We start from the raw sequence: 15563 nt of genomic DNA, 5'->3' as shown, positions 1-15563 counted from the left end.
AATTACCTCTCTCTGTTACGTCCGCTGTGCGTAGGAACCGGGGCTTAGAACTTCAGCCCGGCTTCACGGGCGGCGTCAGCCAGAGCGGCAATCCGCCCGGCGTACTGGTTACCACCGCGGTCAAACACGACGGCCTCGACGCCTGCGGCCTTGGCGCGCTCGGCGACCAGGGCCCCGACCTGCTTGGCGAGGGCACTCTTGTCACCCTCGCCACCGCGGATGGAAGCGTCAAGCGTCGACGCCGACGCGAGCGTGTGGCCCGCGATGTCGTCGATGACCTGAGCGACCATGTGACGGTTCGAACGCGTCACAACCAGGCGCGGGCGCTCGGGCGAACCCGAGATGTGCTTCCGCACGCGGATGTGGCGGCGCTTGAGGGCGGCACGCTTGTAGGCGTCACCCTTGGCAATCTTTACACCGTATGCCATGGCTTACTTACCCGCCTTTCCGACCTTGCGGCGGATAACCTCGCCGGCGTACTTGACGCCCTTGGCCTTGTACGGGTCAGGCTTCCGCAGCTTGCGGATCTTCGCCGAGACCTCGCCGACCTTCTGCTTGTCGATGCCCTCGACGCTGAACTTCGTGGGCGACTCGACCTTGAAGGTGATGCCTTCGGGGGCCTCGATGAGGATCGGGTGGCTGTAGCCCAGGGCGAACTCCAGATTGGAGCCCTTCGCCTGGACGCGGTAACCGACACCACTGATCTCGAGCGCCTTGATGTATCCCGTGGTCACGCCGGTGATCATGTTCGCCACCAGCGTGCGGGACAGGCCGTGAAGGGCCTTGTTCTGACGCTCGTCGTTCGGGCGGATGACGTTCAGGACGCCGTCCTCACCCTTGGTGACCTCGATCGGCGCGGCAACGGTGTGCGAGAGGGAGCCCTTGGGCCCCTTCACCGCGACCGTACGGCCATCGATGGTGACGTCCACACCGGCGGGAACCTGGATGGGGAGCTTGCCGATTCGCGACATGAGCTTTTCCTCCGTTCCCGACTACCAGACGTAGGCGAGGACTTCCCCACCTACGCCCTTCTTGCTGGCCTGCTGGCCGGTCAGGAGACCGTGGGACGTGGAGATGATCGCCACGCCCAGGCCGCCGAGAACCTTCGGCAGATTGGTGGACTTTGCGTATACACGCAGACCCGGCTTCGAAATACGCTTGATGCCGGCGATCGAACGCTCGCGGTTCGGACCGAACTTCAGGTCGAGCACGAGGGTCTTGCCGACCTCGGCGTCCTCGACCTTCCAGCCGGTGATGAAGCCCTCCTGCTGGAGGATCTCCGCGATGTGCGACTTGATCTTGCTGTGCGGCATCTTGACGTCGTCGTGATACGCCGAGTTCGCGTTACGCAGACGCGTGAGCATGTCTGCGATGGGATCAGTCATGGTCATGAGTTGGCCTTCGGCCTCTCTCGCCGGGGTTTCCTGTATGCGCCATCCCTCTCCCCACTCAGTGGTGGGACGGGTGCGGTGCGGGGACCTACGGCGTAGTAAGTCGGTCTTGGGCGGCAGGCGCCCAACCACACAAGCCTACGGCATGTGCGGGCGGGCTCCTGCCGACCAGATACTTACCGAGAGTCTCCGGGTAATCCCAACGCCCAAAGGGCGAAGGAGAGTTACCAGGAGCTCTTGGTCACGCCCGGCAGCTCGCCACGGTGAGCCATCTCACGAAGGCACACGCGGCACAGGCCGAACTTGCGGTAGACGGAGTGGGGCCGGCCGCAGCGCTGGCAGCGGGTGTACCCGCGGACGCCGAACTTCGGCTTGCGGGCGGCCTTAGCGATCAGGGACTTCTTCGCCACGGTCAGTTCTCCTTGAACGGGAAGCCGAGGTGACGAAGGAGGGCACGACCCTCGTCGTCATTGGTCGCCGTGGTGACCACGGTGATGTCCATGCCCCGGACCCGGTCGATCTTGTCCTGGTCGATCTCGTGGAACATGACCTGCTCCGTGAGACCGAAGGTGTAGTTGCCACGGCCGTCGAACTGCTTCGGCGACAGGCCACGGAAGTCACGGATACGCGGCAGCGCGAGCGACAGCGTACGGTCCAGGAACTCCCACATGCGGTCACCACGGAGGGTGACGTGGCAGCCGATCGGCTGCCCCTCGCGCAGCTTGAACTGCGCGATCGACTTGCGGGCCTTGGTGACGGCCGGCTTCTGACCGGTGATCGTGGTGAGGTCGCGCACGGCGCCATCGATCAGCTTGGAGTCGCGGGCGGCGTCGCCCACACCCATGTTGACCACGATCTTGACCAGACCGGGAACCTGCATGACGTTCTCGTAGGAGAACTCCTCACGCAGCTTGCCGGCGATTTCCTCGCGGTAGCGCGTCTTGAGACGCGGCGCAGTGGTGGTAGTCATCAGATGTCCTCACCGGTGCGCTTGGCAACGCGGATCTTGTTGCCCTCGTCGTCAAAGCGGTAGCCGACGCGAGTAACGACCTTGTTGCCGTCCTTCTCAACAACCAGCTGCACGTTGCTGACGTGGACGGGGGCCTCGGTCGTCACAATGCCACCGGTCTGCGAACCGCGAGCGGTCTGACCGGCCTTCGTGTGCTTCTTGACCCGGTTGACACCCTCGACGAGGACGCGGTCCTGAGCAGGGTAGGCAACGATGACCTTGCCCTGCTTGCCCTTGTCCTTACCGGTGATGACCTGAACCAGGTCGCCCTTCTTGATCTTCATGCTTACAGCACCTCCGGCGCGAGCGAGATGATCTTCATGAACTTCTTCTCGCGCAGCTCACGGCCCACCGGGCCGAAGATACGGGTGCCGCGGGGGTCGCCGTCGTTCTTCAGAATGACGGCGGCGTTCTCGTCGAAGCGGATGTACGAGCCATCCTGACGACGACGCTCCTTGACGGTGCGAACGATGACGGCCTTGACGACGTCACCCTTCTTCACGTTGCCACCGGGGATCGCGTCCTTGACGGTGGCGACGATGACGTCACCGATGCCCGCGTAGCGGCGACCCGAGCCACCGAGAACACGGATGGTGAGAATTTCCTTCGCACCCGTGTTGTCGGCGACACGCAGTCGCGACTCCTGCTGGATCACGTCTATCTCCTGATCGTCTGCCGGTTCCCGGCGGGGGCCGCTCCGTTACCGGAGCGAACCCCCGCCGAGCCTGGCGGAACCTGCCTGAGGGGAATGCCCCTCAGGAATTACTTGGCCTTCTCGAGGATCTCGACGACGCGCCACCGCTTCGTGGCGGACAGCGGCCGGGTCTCCATGAGGATGACACGGTCGCCGACGCCGGCGGCGTTCTGCTCGTCGTGAGCCTTGAGCTTGTTCGTACGGCGGATGACCTTGCCGTACAGCGCGTGCTTGACGCGGTCCTCGACAGCGACGACGACGGTCTTGTCCATCTTGTCGCTGACGACCAGACCCTCACGGGTCTTACGGAAACCGCGGTCAGTGTTCGTCTCAGTCACAGTCTTCTCGCTCATCAGACGCTCTCCACCGTCTCGATGCCGAGCTCGCGCTCGCGCATCAGGGTGTAGATCCGGGCGATGTCCTTACGGACGGACTTGAGCCGGCCGTGGTTCTCGAGCTGTCCGGTCGCCGCCTGGAAGCGGAGGTTGAACAGCTCTTCCTTGGCCTCGCGGAGCTTGTTGAGGAGCTCCTCGTTGCCCAGCTCGCGCAGCTCGGACGTCTTGGTACCGGCCGACATCACGACTCACCTGCCTCGCGCCGAACAATCCGGCACTTCATCGGAAGCTTGTGAGCAGCGCGGGTGAGCGCCTCACGAGCAATCTTCTCGTTCGGGTAGGACAGCTCGAACATCACCCGACCCGGCTTGACGTTCGCGATCCACCACTCGGGGGAACCCTTACCGGAACCCATGCGGGTCTCGGCAGGCTTCTTCGTCAGGGGACGGTCCGGGTAGATGTTGATCCAGACCTTGCCGCCACGCTTGATGTGACGGGTCATCGCGATACGAGCGGACTCGATCTGACGGTTCGTCACGTACGCCGGGGTCAGCGCCTGGATGCCGTACTCGCCGAACGCAACCTGCGTGCCACCCTTGGACATACCGCTGCGCTTCGGGTGGTGCTGCTTGCGGTGCTTGACCCTACGGGGGATCAGCATTTCGGTCAGGCCTCCGTTCCGGTGCTCTCAGCCGCCGGAGCAGCGGCGGTCGCGTCGGCCTTGGGGGCCTCGGCGGCCGGAGCCGACTGCTGCGGCTTGCGGCCGCGACCGCCACGCTCGCCACCACGGCCACCGCGGCCGGCCGGACGGTCAGCGCCGCCACGGGCCGGGCGGTTGCCCGCACGGGCAGCAGCGTTCTCGGCGCGGACCTCGGCGATGTTCTTGACGTCGCCCTTGTAGATCCAGACCTTCACGCCGATGCGGCCGAAGGTCGTCTTGGCCTCGAAGAAGCCGTAGTCGACGTTCGCACGGAGGGTGTGCAGGGGCACGCGGCCCTCGCGGTAGAACTCCGAGCGGGACATCTCGGCGCCGCCGAGGCGACCGCCGCACTGGATCTTGATGCCCTTGGCGCCGGCCTTCATCGTGCTCTGCATGCTCTTGCGCATGGCACGACGGAAGGAGACGCGGGAGGAGAGCTGCTCGGCGACGGCCTGGGCCACCAGCTGAGCGTCCACCTCGGGGTTCTTGACCTCGAGGATGTTCAGCTGGACCTGCTTGCCGGTCAGCTTCTCCAGCTCGCCACGGATGCGATCGGCCTCGGCGCCACGGCGACCGATGACGATGCCCGGGCGGGCGGTGTGGATGTCAACGCGGACGCGGTCGCGGGTGCGCTCGATCTCAACCTTCGAGATGCCGGCTCGCTCCATGCCCTTCGTCATCATGCGACGAATGGCAACGTCTTCCTTGACGTAGTCCTTGTACAGCTTGTCGGCGTACCAACGGGACTTGAAGTCCGTGGTAATGCCGAGCCGGAACCCGTGCGGGTTTACCTTCTGGCCCATTACCGGGTTCCTTCCTTGCTGCTGACGACCACGGTGATGTGGCTGGTCCGCTTACGGATCCGGTAGGCACGGCCCTGAGCACGCGGACGGAACCGCTTCAGGGTCGGGCCCTCGTCCACGAACGCCTCGCTGATGACCAGCGAAGAAGCGTCAGGGTGGTCGTAGTTGTGTGCAGCGTTGGCAATGGCGCTGTCGAGCACCTTGCCAACCGGCACGCTCGCGGCCTGCGGGGCGAAACGCAGGACCGCCTGAGCCTCCGTGGCATCCATGCCACGGATGAGGTCCACCACTCGGCGGGCCTTCATGGGCGTGACGCGGATGTACCGCGCCTGGGCCCTGGCTTCCATGGTTGTCCCTTCGGTGTGAGTCATAGTCGTTTCCACCCCGCGCTAGCGGCGCTTCGACTTCCGGTCGTCCTTGACGTGGCCGCGGAAGGTGCGAGTCGGCGAGAACTCGCCGAGCTTGTGGCCGACCATCGACTCGGTGACGAACACCGGGACGTGGATCTTGCCGTTGTGCACCGCGATGGTGTGACCCAGCATGGCCGGGATGATCATCGAGCGACGGGACCAGGTCTTGATGACGTTCTTGGTGCCAGCTTCGTTCTGGACGTCCACCTTCTTGACGAGGTGGCCGTCGACGAAGGGCCCCTTCTTGAGACTGCGCGGCATCTAAACCCGCTCCTAGCGCTTCTTGTTCGTCTTGCGGCGGCGGACGATGTACTTGCTCGATGCCTTCTTCGGCGAGCGAGTACGACCCTCCTTCTGACCCCACGGCGAGACCGGGTGACGTCCACCGGAGGTCTTGCCTTCACCACCACCGTGCGGGTGGTCGACCGGGTTCATCGCAACACCGCGGACGGACGGGCGAACGCCCTTCCAGCGCATGCGACCGGCCTTGCCCCAGTTGATGTTCGACTGCTCGGCGTTGCCGACCTCGCCGATCGTGGCGCGGCAGCGCGCGTCGACCAGACGGATCTCACCCGACGGCATACGAAGGTGGGCCATGGTGCCCTCCTTCGCCAGCAGCTGCACGGAGGCACCCGCGGAACGGGCGAACTTCGCGCCGCCGCCGGGCCGCAGCTCGATGGCGTGGATGGTCGTACCGACCGGGATGTTGCGCAGCGCCAGGTTGTTACCGGGCTTGATGTCGGCGGCCGGGCCGTTCTCGACACGGTCGCCCTGACCCAGGCCGCGCGGCGCGATGATGTAGCGCTTCTCGCCGTCGGCGTAGTGCAGGAGCGCGATGCGCGCGGTGCGGTTCGGGTCGTACTCGATGTGCGCGACCTTGGCCGGCACGCCGTCCTTGTCGTGACGACGGAAGTCGATCACGCGGTAGGCGCGCTTGTGGCCACCACCCTGGTGGCGAACGGTCACACGACCGGTGTTGTTACGGCCGCCCTTGCTGTGCAGGGGGCGGACCAGCGACTTCTCCGGCGTGGACCGCGTGATCTCGACAAAGTCGGCGACGCTGGAGCCACGACGGCCCGGGGTCGTCGGCTTGTACTTGCGGATACCCATTTCTCAGTCCTCGTCCGATTCCGGACGACTCGACCTCCGTTAGGAGGTCGGGCCGCCGAAGATGTCGATACGGTCGCCCTCAGCGAGGGTCACGATGGCGCGCTTCGTGTCGGCGCGCTTGCCGAAACCGGTCTTGGTGCGCTTGCGCTTACCCTGACGGTTGATCGTGTTGACCCCGGTGACCTTGACCGAGAAGACCGCTTCCACGGCCTGCTTGATCTGGGTCTTGTTGGAGCCGGGCGCGACGATGAACGTGTACTTGTTCTCGTCGAGCAGCGCGTAGCTCTTCTCCGAGACAACCGGCTTGACGAGAACGTCACGCGGGTCGTCGTAGGTCTTGCTGGTAACGGTCGCCTCACTCATCAGGCGTCGCTCCCTTCGGTCTCAGCGGTCTGGGGGCCAGACACGAAGGACTCGAAAGCGGCCTGGGTGAAGACCACGTCGTCAGAGACGATCACGTCGTACGTGTTCAGCTGGCCCGGGTCCAGGATGTGCACCTGGGGCAGGTTGCGCGCGGAGAGCCACGCGGCCTCGTCGCTGCGCTCGACGACCAGAAGCACGTTGTTGCGCTCCGAGATCTTGCCGAGCAGCGTCTTGACGGACTTGGTGGAGATCCCACTCTCGATCACGCCGGTGACGACGTGGATGCGGGAGTGACGCGCCCGGTCCGAGAGGGCACCGCGCAGGGCGGCGGCCTTCATCTTCTTCGGGGTGCGCTGCGAGTAGTCGCGCGGCTTGGGGCCGTGCACGACGCCACCGCCGACGAACTGCGGCGCGCGGGTCGAACCCTGGCGCGCGCGGCCGGTGCCCTTCTGGCGGTAAGGCTTGCGCCCACCACCACGGACTTCGCCGCGACGCTTGGTCGAGTGCGTGCCCTGACGGGCAGCTGCCAGCTGTGCGACAACGACCTGGTGGATCAGCGGAACGCTGGTCTTCGCGTCGAAGATCTCCGCGGGGAGCTCGACGGTACCGGCCTTGTCGCCTGCCGGCGAAAGGATGTCAATGGTGCTCATTACCTCAAGCCCCCTTGGCCGCGGTACGGACCAGGACGAGGCCGCCGTTCGGACCGGGGACCGCGCCCTTGATGAGCAGCAGACCCTTCTCCGCGTCAACCGCGTGGATGGTCAGGTTCTGGGTGGTGACGCGCTCGTTGCCCATCCGGCCGGCCATGCGCATGCCCTTGAAGACACGCCCAGGGGTGGCGCAGCCACCGATCGAACCGGGGGAACGGTGCTTGCGCTGGACGCCGTGTCCGGCGCCGAGGCCCTTGAAGTTGTGACGCTTCATGACACCGGCGAAGCCCTTGCCCTTGCTCTTGCCCGTGACGTCAACCTTGACGCCGGACTCGAACACCTGGGCGGTGATCTCCTGGCCGAGCGTGTACTCGCTCGCGTCAGGGGTGCGGAGCTCCACCAGGTGGCGGCGCGGGGTCACGTCGGCCTTGGCGAAGTGGCCCTTGAGGGGCTTGTTCACCTTGCGCGGGTCGATCTCGCCGAAGGCGATCTGGACCGACTCGTAGCCGTCGCTGTCGTTCGTACGAACCTGCGTCACGACGCACGGCCCGGCCTTGACGACGGTCACCGGGACAACCCGGTTGTTCTCGTCCCAGACCTGGGTCATGCCGAGCTTCTCGCCCAGGACGCCCTTGATGTTCTTGCTCATCTCGGCCCGTCCCTTCAGAGCTTGATCTCGATGTCGACGCCAGCCGGCAGGTCGAGGCGCATCAGCGAGTCAACCGTCTTCGGGGTGGGGTCGAGAATGTCGATGAGGCGCTTGTGCGTGCGCATCTCGAAGTGCTCGCGAGAGTCCTTGTACTTGTGCGGCGACTTGATGACGCAGTACACGTTCTTCTCAGTGGGCAGCGGCACCGGGCCCGCGACCGACGCACCAGTGCGGGTCACCGTCTCGACGATCTTCTTCGCCGAGGAGTCGATGACCTCGTGGTCGTAGGCCTTGAGCCGGATGCGGATCTTCTGTCCCGCCATGGCTACTAGTAGTCCTGTCTCTCGTAACGCTCTGGAACCCGAGGTTCTGGTAACTCCACCTCCGACCCACGCGGTCGGGCGTGTCGCATCCCCTCTACGCAGAAGTCCCGAAGGATTTCCCAACCAAGGGGGTGCGGGCCTGAGACCGCGCTGCCGGGGGTGAAACCCCACCGGGCGCCTGGCCGGTGCCACACATACGCTTCCCGAAAGATTCCCGTACGTCCGGCCCTTACAGGGCCGACGAGTACTGTGGGACTCGCTTCCGGTCCTCCCGGCGGGAGGCGCGCAGCATTGACACTCAACCGAGCAACCTGGTCAGTGTGCCATACGGGGCACGAGCCTGGCCAATCGGGCGGAGGATCTTACCCCCCGCGCCGCCGTGGTCAAACGCGGGCACGAACCGCGACGGCCCGCCCTGCGCCGCCTGCCGGAATATTCGGTCGAGGGTCGCGGTCCCCCGCCCCTAGTGTGACCGGCCGGGACGGCGACTCACGGGGGCACAGAACATGCGTACGCACTATCCACGGACCCCGCATCTCCCCTGGTCCCCCGGGGCCACCTCGGACGATGTACGTCTGGCCGACCTCGCCGGGCTGACCGGCTCGCAGGTCGTGGTCACGGAGAAGCTGGACGGCGAGAACACCACGCTGTACGCCGACGGGCTGCACGCCCGCTCCCTCGACTCTGCGCACCACCCCTCCCGCGGATGGGTCAAAGCACTCCAGAGCCGCATCGGCCCGCGCATCCCGGCGGGGTGGCGGATCTGCGGCGAGAACATGTTCGCCCGCCACTCCATCCCGTACGAGGACCTCGCGAGCCACTTCTACGGCTTCTCCGTCTGGGACGGCGAGGTCTGCCTGGACTGGGACCTGACCGTGGACTTCCTGCGGGACCTGGGGATCCCCACGCCGCCCGTGCTGTGGCGCGGCGTGTTCGACGCCCGGGCCGAGAGGACGCTGCGCGCGCTGCGGCCGGACACGGAACGCCAGGAGGGATACGTCGTCCGCCCTGCCGAGAGCTTTCCGGCCCCGGCGTTCAAGCGGCGGGTGGCCAAATGGGTGCGGCCCGGCCATGTGACGACGGACACCCACTGGATGCACGCCGAGGTGGTGGAGAACGGGCTGGGCCCGGCCGCCCCCCTCTGGGCCGTCCGCTCGGGCGCCCCGGTGGACCCGGCGGCCCTCGCCGCCGCGGCGGGCACCGGGGCCGCCCGGTCCACCGGCATCGGCGACGCGCCGGCCGCCCTCGCCACGGCCGACGCCCTGGACGCGCTGGGCCGCACCGGCGACGACCGGCTGGCCGGGGTTCTCGCCGCCCTGCTGCACCGCACCCGCCGGGCCGCACTCGCTCCGGCGCTCGCCGGACCGCTCGGCATGCCGCTCGCCCGTCGCGTCGCGGACCTCGTCGGGCTGTCCCCCTCCCTGCACCGCCCCCACCCGGACGACGACCGCCACGCCGGCCTGGCCAGGATGGCGCTCGCCGCCGACCTCACGGTCCTGCACGCGCTGGCCGGTGTACTGGCCGAGGGGCCCGAGGCGCGCGAACAGGTGGAGTGGTCGGCCCTGCATGCCCAGGACGTGGCCGAACCGGCCGGACTGGCCGAGGCCTTCGCCGGCCTGGAGCCGGAGGCCGCCGACCGCTGTCTGGCGCAGGCCCGCACGGCGTACGCGCTGGGACGCGTCATCACCGCGGAGGAAGCGGTCGCCGCGACCTGGCGGTGGCGGTCCGGGGCCTTCCCCTCCCTGATCCACCTGGTCGGGCCCTCAGGCAGCGGGAAGAGCACCTTCGGCCGCGGCCTGCCGGGCATCGCCACGTACATCTCGCTCGACGACCTGCGTCGGTCCCGCGGATCACGCGCCGACCAGAGTGCCAACGCGGACGTCCTGCGCGAGGGCCTGCGGCACCTGGACTCCGCGCTCGTCCCCGGCGCCACCGTGGTCTGGGACGCCACCTCTCTCAACCCGCACCAGCGCTCCCTGGTCCACGCGGTGGCGGGGCGCAGGGACGCCCTGGTCACCCATGCTGTGGCGTGGGTGGACGCGGACGAGCTGAGCGCGCGAAACGGGCGGCGCGCCCACCCCGTGCCCCCGGAGGTCCTGGCCTCCCAGCTGAACCGCTTCGCACCCCCTTATCCCGGTCAGGCCCACCGCACCTGGTACATCGGAACGAGCGGAACCGTGGAGGACCGGACCTGATGCGTACGAGCGAGGAGATCTACCACCGGGTCCGCTGGGACGCCCGGTTCGACCCGGCCCGCTTCGTCCTGGGCGTGGCCCAGCGCGGCCGTGACCCCAAGCGGGTGCCTCTGGAGCGGTTCACCCCGGGCGGCGACATCCCCTGGCACCGGGTGCTGTTCTTCGAGGCGGACGGCGAAACGGTGTGGGACCGCTCCTCGGGCGTGGACCGGATCGACGCGACGGAGGCGGGCCGGATACGCGATCCACGCCGCCTGCCGTCCCCGTACTTCGCCTCCCGCGTCCCGCACGCCTTCTCCCCGGCCACGGGCGCCTGGGAACCGGCCACCCCCGGGCCTCCGAGCTCAGCCGCCCCGCTGACCGTGCTCACCTGGAACACCCTCTGGGACCGGTACGACAGCGACCGCATCGACACCGCCCGGCGCCGCCCGCTCCTGCTCGACGCGCTGCGCACGGCCGACGCGGACGTCATCGCGCTCCAGGAGGTGGAGCCCGCGCTGCTGGATCTGCTGCTCGACTGCGCATGGGTGCGCGACGGGTACGTCCTCGCCACCGAACCGGCCGGCCGCGACGTGGCGGACTGCGGCCTGCTGCTGCTCAGCCGGCTGCCGGTGAGTGAGGCGGGTCTCTACTCCCTGGGCCCGCACAAAGCGGTGGCGGCGGGCGTCGTGGACACGGCCGAGGGCCCCGTCACGGTGGCCGTGACCCACCTCAGCAGCGACCACTCCCCCGCCGGCGCCACGCGCCGTGACGCAGAACTCGCCGACCTGGCAACCGTGTTGGCGGGCGTGGACGGCGAACTGCTGCTCGTCGGCGACTTCAACGACGGTGGCGACCGCCCGCAGACCCGGCTGGCGATGACGGACGCCTGGAGCGCGGTGCACGGCCCCGCCGACACCACTCCCACCTTCGACCCCTCCGTCAACCCGCTGGCGGCCGTCTCCTCCCTGGCCGGCCATGTCTCCCGCCTGGACAGGGTGCTGCTGCGCACGGAGCGACTGCACGCCCGGGCGGCGGCCCTGACGGGCGAGGCGCCCGGCCCGGAGGGCCTGTACATCTCCGATCACTACGGGGTACGGGTGGAGCTGGGCCCGGCCCCTGCGACCGCCGATGCCGATACCGGTCGCATCACCGAGCGGGTCACCGCGGCCCTGCCCGACGCACACGTCCACGTCGTCGGCTCCCGGCGCATGGGCTGCGCGCTGCCCGGTGCGGACCTGGACCTGGTGGCCGCGCTGCCGGGCGCCCCCGATCCGGCACGTGTGCGGCAACGACTGGCCGCCGCGTTCCCGGAGGCCCGGGCCCTCCGCGAGGTGTCGGGTGCCCGGGTGCCCGGTCTGCGCTGGCACCTCGACGGCCTCCGGGTCGACCTGGTCACCGTGGCCACCGGGGCGCTCTCCCCCGGCGAGGCGGTCGCCGGCCGGAGCGGACTGGGCGAGGCGGCGGCGGTCGCCCTGAGCGCGGTGAGCGACGCCGAAGCGGTGCTCGCGGCGGCGGACCCGCACCGGGACGCGTTCGCCGCTCTCGCCCGGGACGTCAAGGCATGGGCGACGGCGAGGGGCCTGGACTCCGCCCCCTGCGGCGGACTGCCGGGCCTCGCCTGGGCCGTCCTCGCGGCGCGCACAGCGCACGAGGCGGGGGACCTGCCGCCGCCGGCGCTGCTCCGGCACTTCTTCGCGACCTGGGCGGCGTGGGACTGGGCCGACGTGGTGGGCGCGGGCCGTGCCGCGGGCCCTGTCACGGTGCTGACCCCGACGGCTCCCGTGCGTTCCTGCACCACGCAGGTCTCCGCCGCCGGCCGCGATGTCCTCGCCGCCGAGCTCTACCGCGCCTGGGAGATCGTGGAGGCCGCGGAGTGCACGGCGGACGGTGACGACCCGCGCCCCTTGCTGTGCGCCCCGCCTGCGCTCCGTGAACTGCACCCGTCGTGGGCCCTCGCCTCCGTCCCCTCGGGCGGCCCGGACGAGGGGCGGCTGCGCGGCAGGCTCCTGACTCTGTCCGTCGCGCTCGGCGACGCGGGGGCCCCCGACTGCCGCGTCTGGCCGCGTCCGCTCACGGCCGGCGGTCGCACGGGGTACGCGATCGGCCTCGGTGCGACGCCGCCGGACGCCACCCGGCTGGCGGAGATCGGGGCGGAGGTGCTTCGGGGCATCCGGGGGGCGTCGCTGGCGCCTGCGGGGGCGGCCGCGCTGCGTGCGGCCGGGGGCCGGGCGTTCCGGGACGTCGCCTTCTGACATCGAGCGCCCGCCCAGGCGGGGGATCAGCGTCCGGGGCGAAGCCTGGACAGAAGCAGCCGAGTCAGGGCGGGCCTGGGACGAGGCGCCTTTGTCCATGTGCGGTGCACGCCCGGCCCCTGTATCCCGACGGAAGAGTCATGGTCGTTGCGCCGATCGAGCGGTGCGCGCCCAGTCATGCCGCCAGGCCCCGCTGACCAGCAGGAACGACGTTACGCTCCACTCTGTTCGCACCGGAGGACAGGGAGAACGCGCATGAGGTCTGGCTCCTTCTGGACAGCCCGCCTCGGCGTGCTCACGGCGTCCCTGTGGCTTGTCGCAGCCTGCGGTTCAGGAGGGGGGCCGAGCAAGGACGACACGTCCCCCACTCCGTCGTCTCCGAGCTCCACCCCATCAACCCCGAGCCCCACCGTGTCGAAGAAGAGCGCGACGCGTTCGCCGTCCAGCGGTTCTCGTTCCTACGGCGGCGAGTCGATCCCTCCGCCGCCGCCCGTTCCGAAGCACTCCGGACCGTCGCGCAAGACGGACCCCGAGATCGCTCCGTCGGAGTCGTCTGCCGATCCGTCCGTCTGCCCCGACGCTCCCGGTTGCTCCCCGCCCCCTGAGAACCGCCGGCCCCAAGAGCCCGTGCCGGACCCGACGTGAACGAAACGGATCGCCCCGCACCGTGGGCCGAGCGAGCGGGCAAGGACCTGGCGTCGCCGACCGCGCTGGTCAATCTCGTGGTCGCCCAGGCGTCGTTCATCGCCGCTTTGATGTTCTACGTGGGCGTGATCTATTCAAGTGCGTACTACGGCTACTTCCACCTCTCCCCCTTCTCCCTCGGCTTCGGCTTCGCTGAATTCGTCCTGCAGAGCCTGCAGCTGATGACCTTCCCGGTGCTCGTGGGTGCGGTCGCGCTGCTCCTCATGGTTGCCGTGATCGGGCGACGGCCGCGACCGGCCCGGCCCAACGGCCTGACGCGCAGCATTTCGCGGGCTACGTCGGCACTCACCCGCTCCTACGTGGCCCTCGTGGCCGCAGGCCTGCTGATGCTGGTCATGTGGTGGCAATGGCAACTGCTGCTGCCGTACCGCTGGGCCGGCCCGCTGCTCATCGCCCTCGGTCTTCTGCTCGGTGAAGTGCGGCCGATGGAGGGGGGTCGCGCGAGGGGTCTGCTGGACACAGCCGTGCCGATCTTCGCCGCCGGAGTGTTCCTGCTCTGGGCCGTCACCCTGGCCGCCGGCCAGCTCGGCGAGCAGAGCGCAAGGAACGAGGCCCGCGATGTGGTCAGGCGCACGGGCCTGGTCGTCTTCAGCGCGGAGCGGCTCGGCCTCCGCTCGCGATCACCGGAGCTCCACTTCGACGACCTCGGGGAGACCGTCCACCTGCGGTACCGCTACTCGGGCCTGCGCCTCATCACGGCACGCGAGGGGCGCTACTACGCCGTGCCCATCGGGTGGCGGGCGAAGAGCGACCAGGTCTACGTCATCCGGGAAGCCGACGATGTGCGCGTCGAGTTCACGCCCGGGGTGCAGTAGACGCAGGGCCCGTCGGGCCGCCCCTGGACTCCGTCCTCGCCTCCGACCGCGCGAAGGCGAGGGGTGCCACCGCCAGGAGCCCGGCCCCCGCGCCCTCGCTAGCGGCCGAGGTTCCCGCGGGCGTCCGGGTGGGCCGTGCGCCACGCCGTCATCGAGCGGTCCCACTCGTCCCCGGACAGCGCGGTGAGGGAGGCCGGGAACAGCCCGTCCTCCTCCTTCGCGATGTGGTGGTACAGCTCATCGACCGCCTCGCGAAGCCGTACGACGTCCTCGGCGCGGGCCAGATCGACCCGGCAGAGAAACGCGGCTAGCTCGCGGTGCTCCTGCACCAGCGCGTCGATGTACCCCGCGTACTCCTCGTCGCCGCTCATCACCGCGAAGAGCCCCTGCTCCTCCCCTTGCCAGTGGGCCCGCAGCTCTCGCTCCATCCGGGCCACCAGTTCCGCGGCGAGGGCCCGGTCACCGGAGTCCAGGGCCCGCAGCGCACCGCCCGCCGCGTCGGTGACGGACTCGTGCTCCGCGATGAACTCCTTGATCAACGGGATCTCGCGGCAGCCGCAGTAGTGACACATGCGCCCACTTTAGGCAGGTATGCCGCATTCCCTGGCGTAGCCGGACCAACACCGGCCATCCCCCACACCGCTCGCAGCCGCCACCCGGAAACCCCCCGGCCCGCTCTGTCAGACTCCCGCCATGCATGCACGCACCACCCACAGCTGGGCCCTGCGCCCCGCCACCCACGACGACGCCGACGCCATAGCCGACCTCCGGGCCGTCGTGATGCGCCCGGACCTGCTCCGCCTCGGCCGCTTCGACGAGGTCCGGGTGCGGCAGAGGTTCCTGGACGGCTACGCGCCCGAGTACACCTCGGTGATCCTTCACGACGACCGGTTCGCCGGCAGCGTCACGCTCCGCCCCTTCGCGGACGGCTGGTGCCTGGAGAGCTTCTACCTCGACCCGTCGCTCCAGGGGCGTGGCATCGGGTCGTCGGTCCTCGGTGCCCTGCTGGCCCGTACGGACGCCGAAGGGGTGCCGGTACGCCTCGACGTGCTCCAGGGCAGCGCGGCCCGGCGGCTGTACGAGCGGCACGGGTTCGTTCCGGAGCGGGAGGACCCCGTCGACGTGTTCATGGTGCGCCGGCCTCCCGTACCCGTGGTCTGAGACAAGAAGAAGGGCC

The 15563-nt window shown here is 68.9% G+C and carries 23 protein-coding genes; 4 read left to right on the top strand and 19 right to left on the bottom strand.

Annotated elements, in window-relative coordinates; translation table 11 throughout:
• Positions 1-44 precede the first annotated feature (44 nt).
• The 18 genes from rplR to rpsJ form a co-directional block, all read right to left on the bottom strand.
• Entirely contained in the window at positions 45-428 is a 384-nt protein-coding gene (rplR, locus tag ABZ434_RS04870) for a 50S ribosomal protein L18 (RefSeq protein ID WP_219569007.1), read from the bottom strand.
• 3 nt (positions 429-431) lie between these two features.
• On the bottom strand, positions 432-971 hold the full coding sequence (gene rplF, locus ABZ434_RS04865) for a 50S ribosomal protein L6 (RefSeq protein WP_359078351.1): 540 nt from the start codon (positions 969-971) through the stop codon (positions 432-434).
• Between the two features lie 21 nt (positions 972-992).
• Positions 993-1391, bottom strand: a complete 399-nt coding sequence (rpsH, locus tag ABZ434_RS04860; protein ID WP_219569008.1) for a 30S ribosomal protein S8 — start codon at positions 1389-1391, stop codon at positions 993-995.
• A gap of 224 nt (positions 1392-1615) precedes the next feature.
• On the bottom strand, positions 1616-1801 hold the full coding sequence (locus tag ABZ434_RS04855; RefSeq protein ID WP_024491590.1) for a type Z 30S ribosomal protein S14: 186 nt from the start codon (positions 1799-1801) through the stop codon (positions 1616-1618).
• Between the two features lie 2 nt (positions 1802-1803).
• Complete coding sequence (gene rplE / locus ABZ434_RS04850) at positions 1804-2361, bottom strand: 50S ribosomal protein L5 (RefSeq protein WP_014047789.1); 558 nt, start codon at positions 2359-2361, stop codon at positions 1804-1806.
• Entirely contained in the window at positions 2361-2684 is a 324-nt protein-coding gene (gene rplX / locus ABZ434_RS04845; RefSeq protein WP_018550616.1) for a 50S ribosomal protein L24, read from the bottom strand. The genes rplE and rplX overlap by 1 nt, the downstream gene beginning before the upstream one ends.
• 2 nt (positions 2685-2686) lie before the next feature.
• Positions 2687-3055 carry a 50S ribosomal protein L14 gene (gene rplN, locus ABZ434_RS04840; protein WP_003966950.1) on the bottom strand — a complete coding sequence of 123 codons (369 nt, stop codon included), beginning with the start codon at positions 3053-3055 and terminating at the stop codon, positions 2687-2689.
• 107 nt (positions 3056-3162) lie between these two features.
• Complete coding sequence (gene rpsQ / locus ABZ434_RS04835) at positions 3163-3447, bottom strand: 30S ribosomal protein S17 (protein ID WP_024494977.1); 285 nt, start codon at positions 3445-3447, stop codon at positions 3163-3165.
• Positions 3447-3671, bottom strand: a complete 225-nt coding sequence (gene rpmC / locus ABZ434_RS04830; RefSeq protein WP_024494976.1) for a 50S ribosomal protein L29 — start codon at positions 3669-3671, stop codon at positions 3447-3449. The genes rpsQ and rpmC overlap by 1 nt, the downstream gene beginning before the upstream one ends.
• Complete coding sequence (gene rplP, locus ABZ434_RS04825; RefSeq protein ID WP_003966953.1) at positions 3671-4090, bottom strand: 50S ribosomal protein L16; 420 nt, start codon at positions 4088-4090, stop codon at positions 3671-3673. The genes rpmC and rplP overlap by 1 nt, the downstream gene beginning before the upstream one ends.
• Before the next feature lie 5 nt (positions 4091-4095).
• Positions 4096-4932 (bottom strand): 30S ribosomal protein S3, encoded by an 837-nt coding sequence (rpsC, locus tag ABZ434_RS04820; protein ID WP_326738105.1) that lies wholly within the window; start codon positions 4930-4932, stop codon positions 4096-4098.
• Positions 4932-5279, bottom strand: a complete 348-nt coding sequence (gene rplV / locus ABZ434_RS04815) for a 50S ribosomal protein L22 (protein WP_073733141.1) — start codon at positions 5277-5279, stop codon at positions 4932-4934. Before rplV ends, rpsC begins: the two co-directional genes overlap by 1 nt.
• Before the next feature lie 42 nt (positions 5280-5321).
• The gene (rpsS, locus tag ABZ434_RS04810) at positions 5322-5603 is read right to left on the bottom strand and encodes a 30S ribosomal protein S19 (protein WP_015610726.1); all 282 of its coding nucleotides are present in this window, start codon (positions 5601-5603) and stop codon (positions 5322-5324) included.
• A 12-nt stretch (positions 5604-5615) separates the two neighbouring features.
• Positions 5616-6452: a 50S ribosomal protein L2 gene (gene rplB / locus ABZ434_RS04805; RefSeq protein WP_024494973.1), complete on the bottom strand. Its 837-nt coding sequence runs from the start codon at positions 6450-6452 to the stop codon at positions 5616-5618.
• A gap of 39 nt (positions 6453-6491) precedes the next feature.
• On the bottom strand, positions 6492-6815 hold the full coding sequence (gene rplW / locus ABZ434_RS04800) for a 50S ribosomal protein L23 (RefSeq protein ID WP_356322373.1): 324 nt from the start codon (positions 6813-6815) through the stop codon (positions 6492-6494).
• Entirely contained in the window at positions 6815-7465 is a 651-nt protein-coding gene (gene rplD, locus ABZ434_RS04795; RefSeq protein ID WP_359078345.1) for a 50S ribosomal protein L4, read from the bottom strand. Before rplD ends, rplW begins: the two co-directional genes overlap by 1 nt.
• A 4-nt stretch (positions 7466-7469) precedes the next feature.
• Positions 7470-8114, bottom strand: coding sequence for a 50S ribosomal protein L3 (rplC, locus tag ABZ434_RS04790; RefSeq protein ID WP_136328436.1), 645 nt, complete (start codon positions 8112-8114; stop codon positions 7470-7472).
• A 14-nt stretch (positions 8115-8128) separates the two neighbouring features.
• A complete protein-coding gene (gene rpsJ / locus ABZ434_RS04785) occupies positions 8129-8437 on the bottom strand; it encodes a 30S ribosomal protein S10 (RefSeq protein WP_003948644.1) in 309 nt (102 codons plus the stop codon).
• Between the two features lie 506 nt (positions 8438-8943).
• On the opposite strand from rpsJ, the gene ABZ434_RS04780 reads away from it, so the two are divergent.
• The 3 genes from ABZ434_RS04780 (at position 8944) to ABZ434_RS04770 (ending at position 14386) form a co-directional block, all read left to right on the top strand.
• Positions 8944-10632, top strand: coding sequence for an RNA ligase family protein (locus ABZ434_RS04780; protein WP_359132082.1), 1689 nt, complete (start codon positions 8944-8946; stop codon positions 10630-10632).
• Positions 10632-12866 carry a poly(A) polymerase gene (locus ABZ434_RS04775; RefSeq protein WP_359132080.1) on the top strand — a complete coding sequence of 745 codons (2235 nt, stop codon included), beginning with the start codon at positions 10632-10634 and terminating at the stop codon, positions 12864-12866. Before ABZ434_RS04780 ends, ABZ434_RS04775 begins: the two co-directional genes overlap by 1 nt.
• Positions 12867-13507: 641 nt before the next feature.
• The gene (locus ABZ434_RS04770; protein ID WP_359132079.1) at positions 13508-14386 is read left to right on the top strand and encodes a hypothetical protein; all 879 of its coding nucleotides are present in this window, start codon (positions 13508-13510) and stop codon (positions 14384-14386) included.
• A gap of 98 nt (positions 14387-14484) precedes the next feature.
• Here ABZ434_RS04770 and ABZ434_RS04765 read toward each other — a convergent pair whose 3' ends face one another.
• On the bottom strand, positions 14485-14958 hold the full coding sequence (locus tag ABZ434_RS04765) for a hemerythrin domain-containing protein (protein ID WP_359132078.1): 474 nt from the start codon (positions 14956-14958) through the stop codon (positions 14485-14487).
• Between the two features lie 121 nt (positions 14959-15079).
• Here ABZ434_RS04765 and ABZ434_RS04760 point away from each other — a divergent pair, with 121 nt between their 5' ends.
• A complete protein-coding gene (locus tag ABZ434_RS04760) occupies positions 15080-15547 on the top strand; it encodes a GNAT family N-acetyltransferase (RefSeq protein WP_359132076.1) in 468 nt (155 codons plus the stop codon).
• Positions 15548-15563 lie beyond the last annotated feature (16 nt).

Source organism: Streptomyces sp. NPDC005761 (assembly GCF_040630635.1).
Classification (GTDB): Bacteria; Actinomycetota; Actinomycetes; order Streptomycetales; family Streptomycetaceae; genus Streptomyces.
The sequence above is the reverse complement of the archived record's forward strand: the minus strand, read 5'-3'. Positions and strand labels throughout refer to the sequence as shown.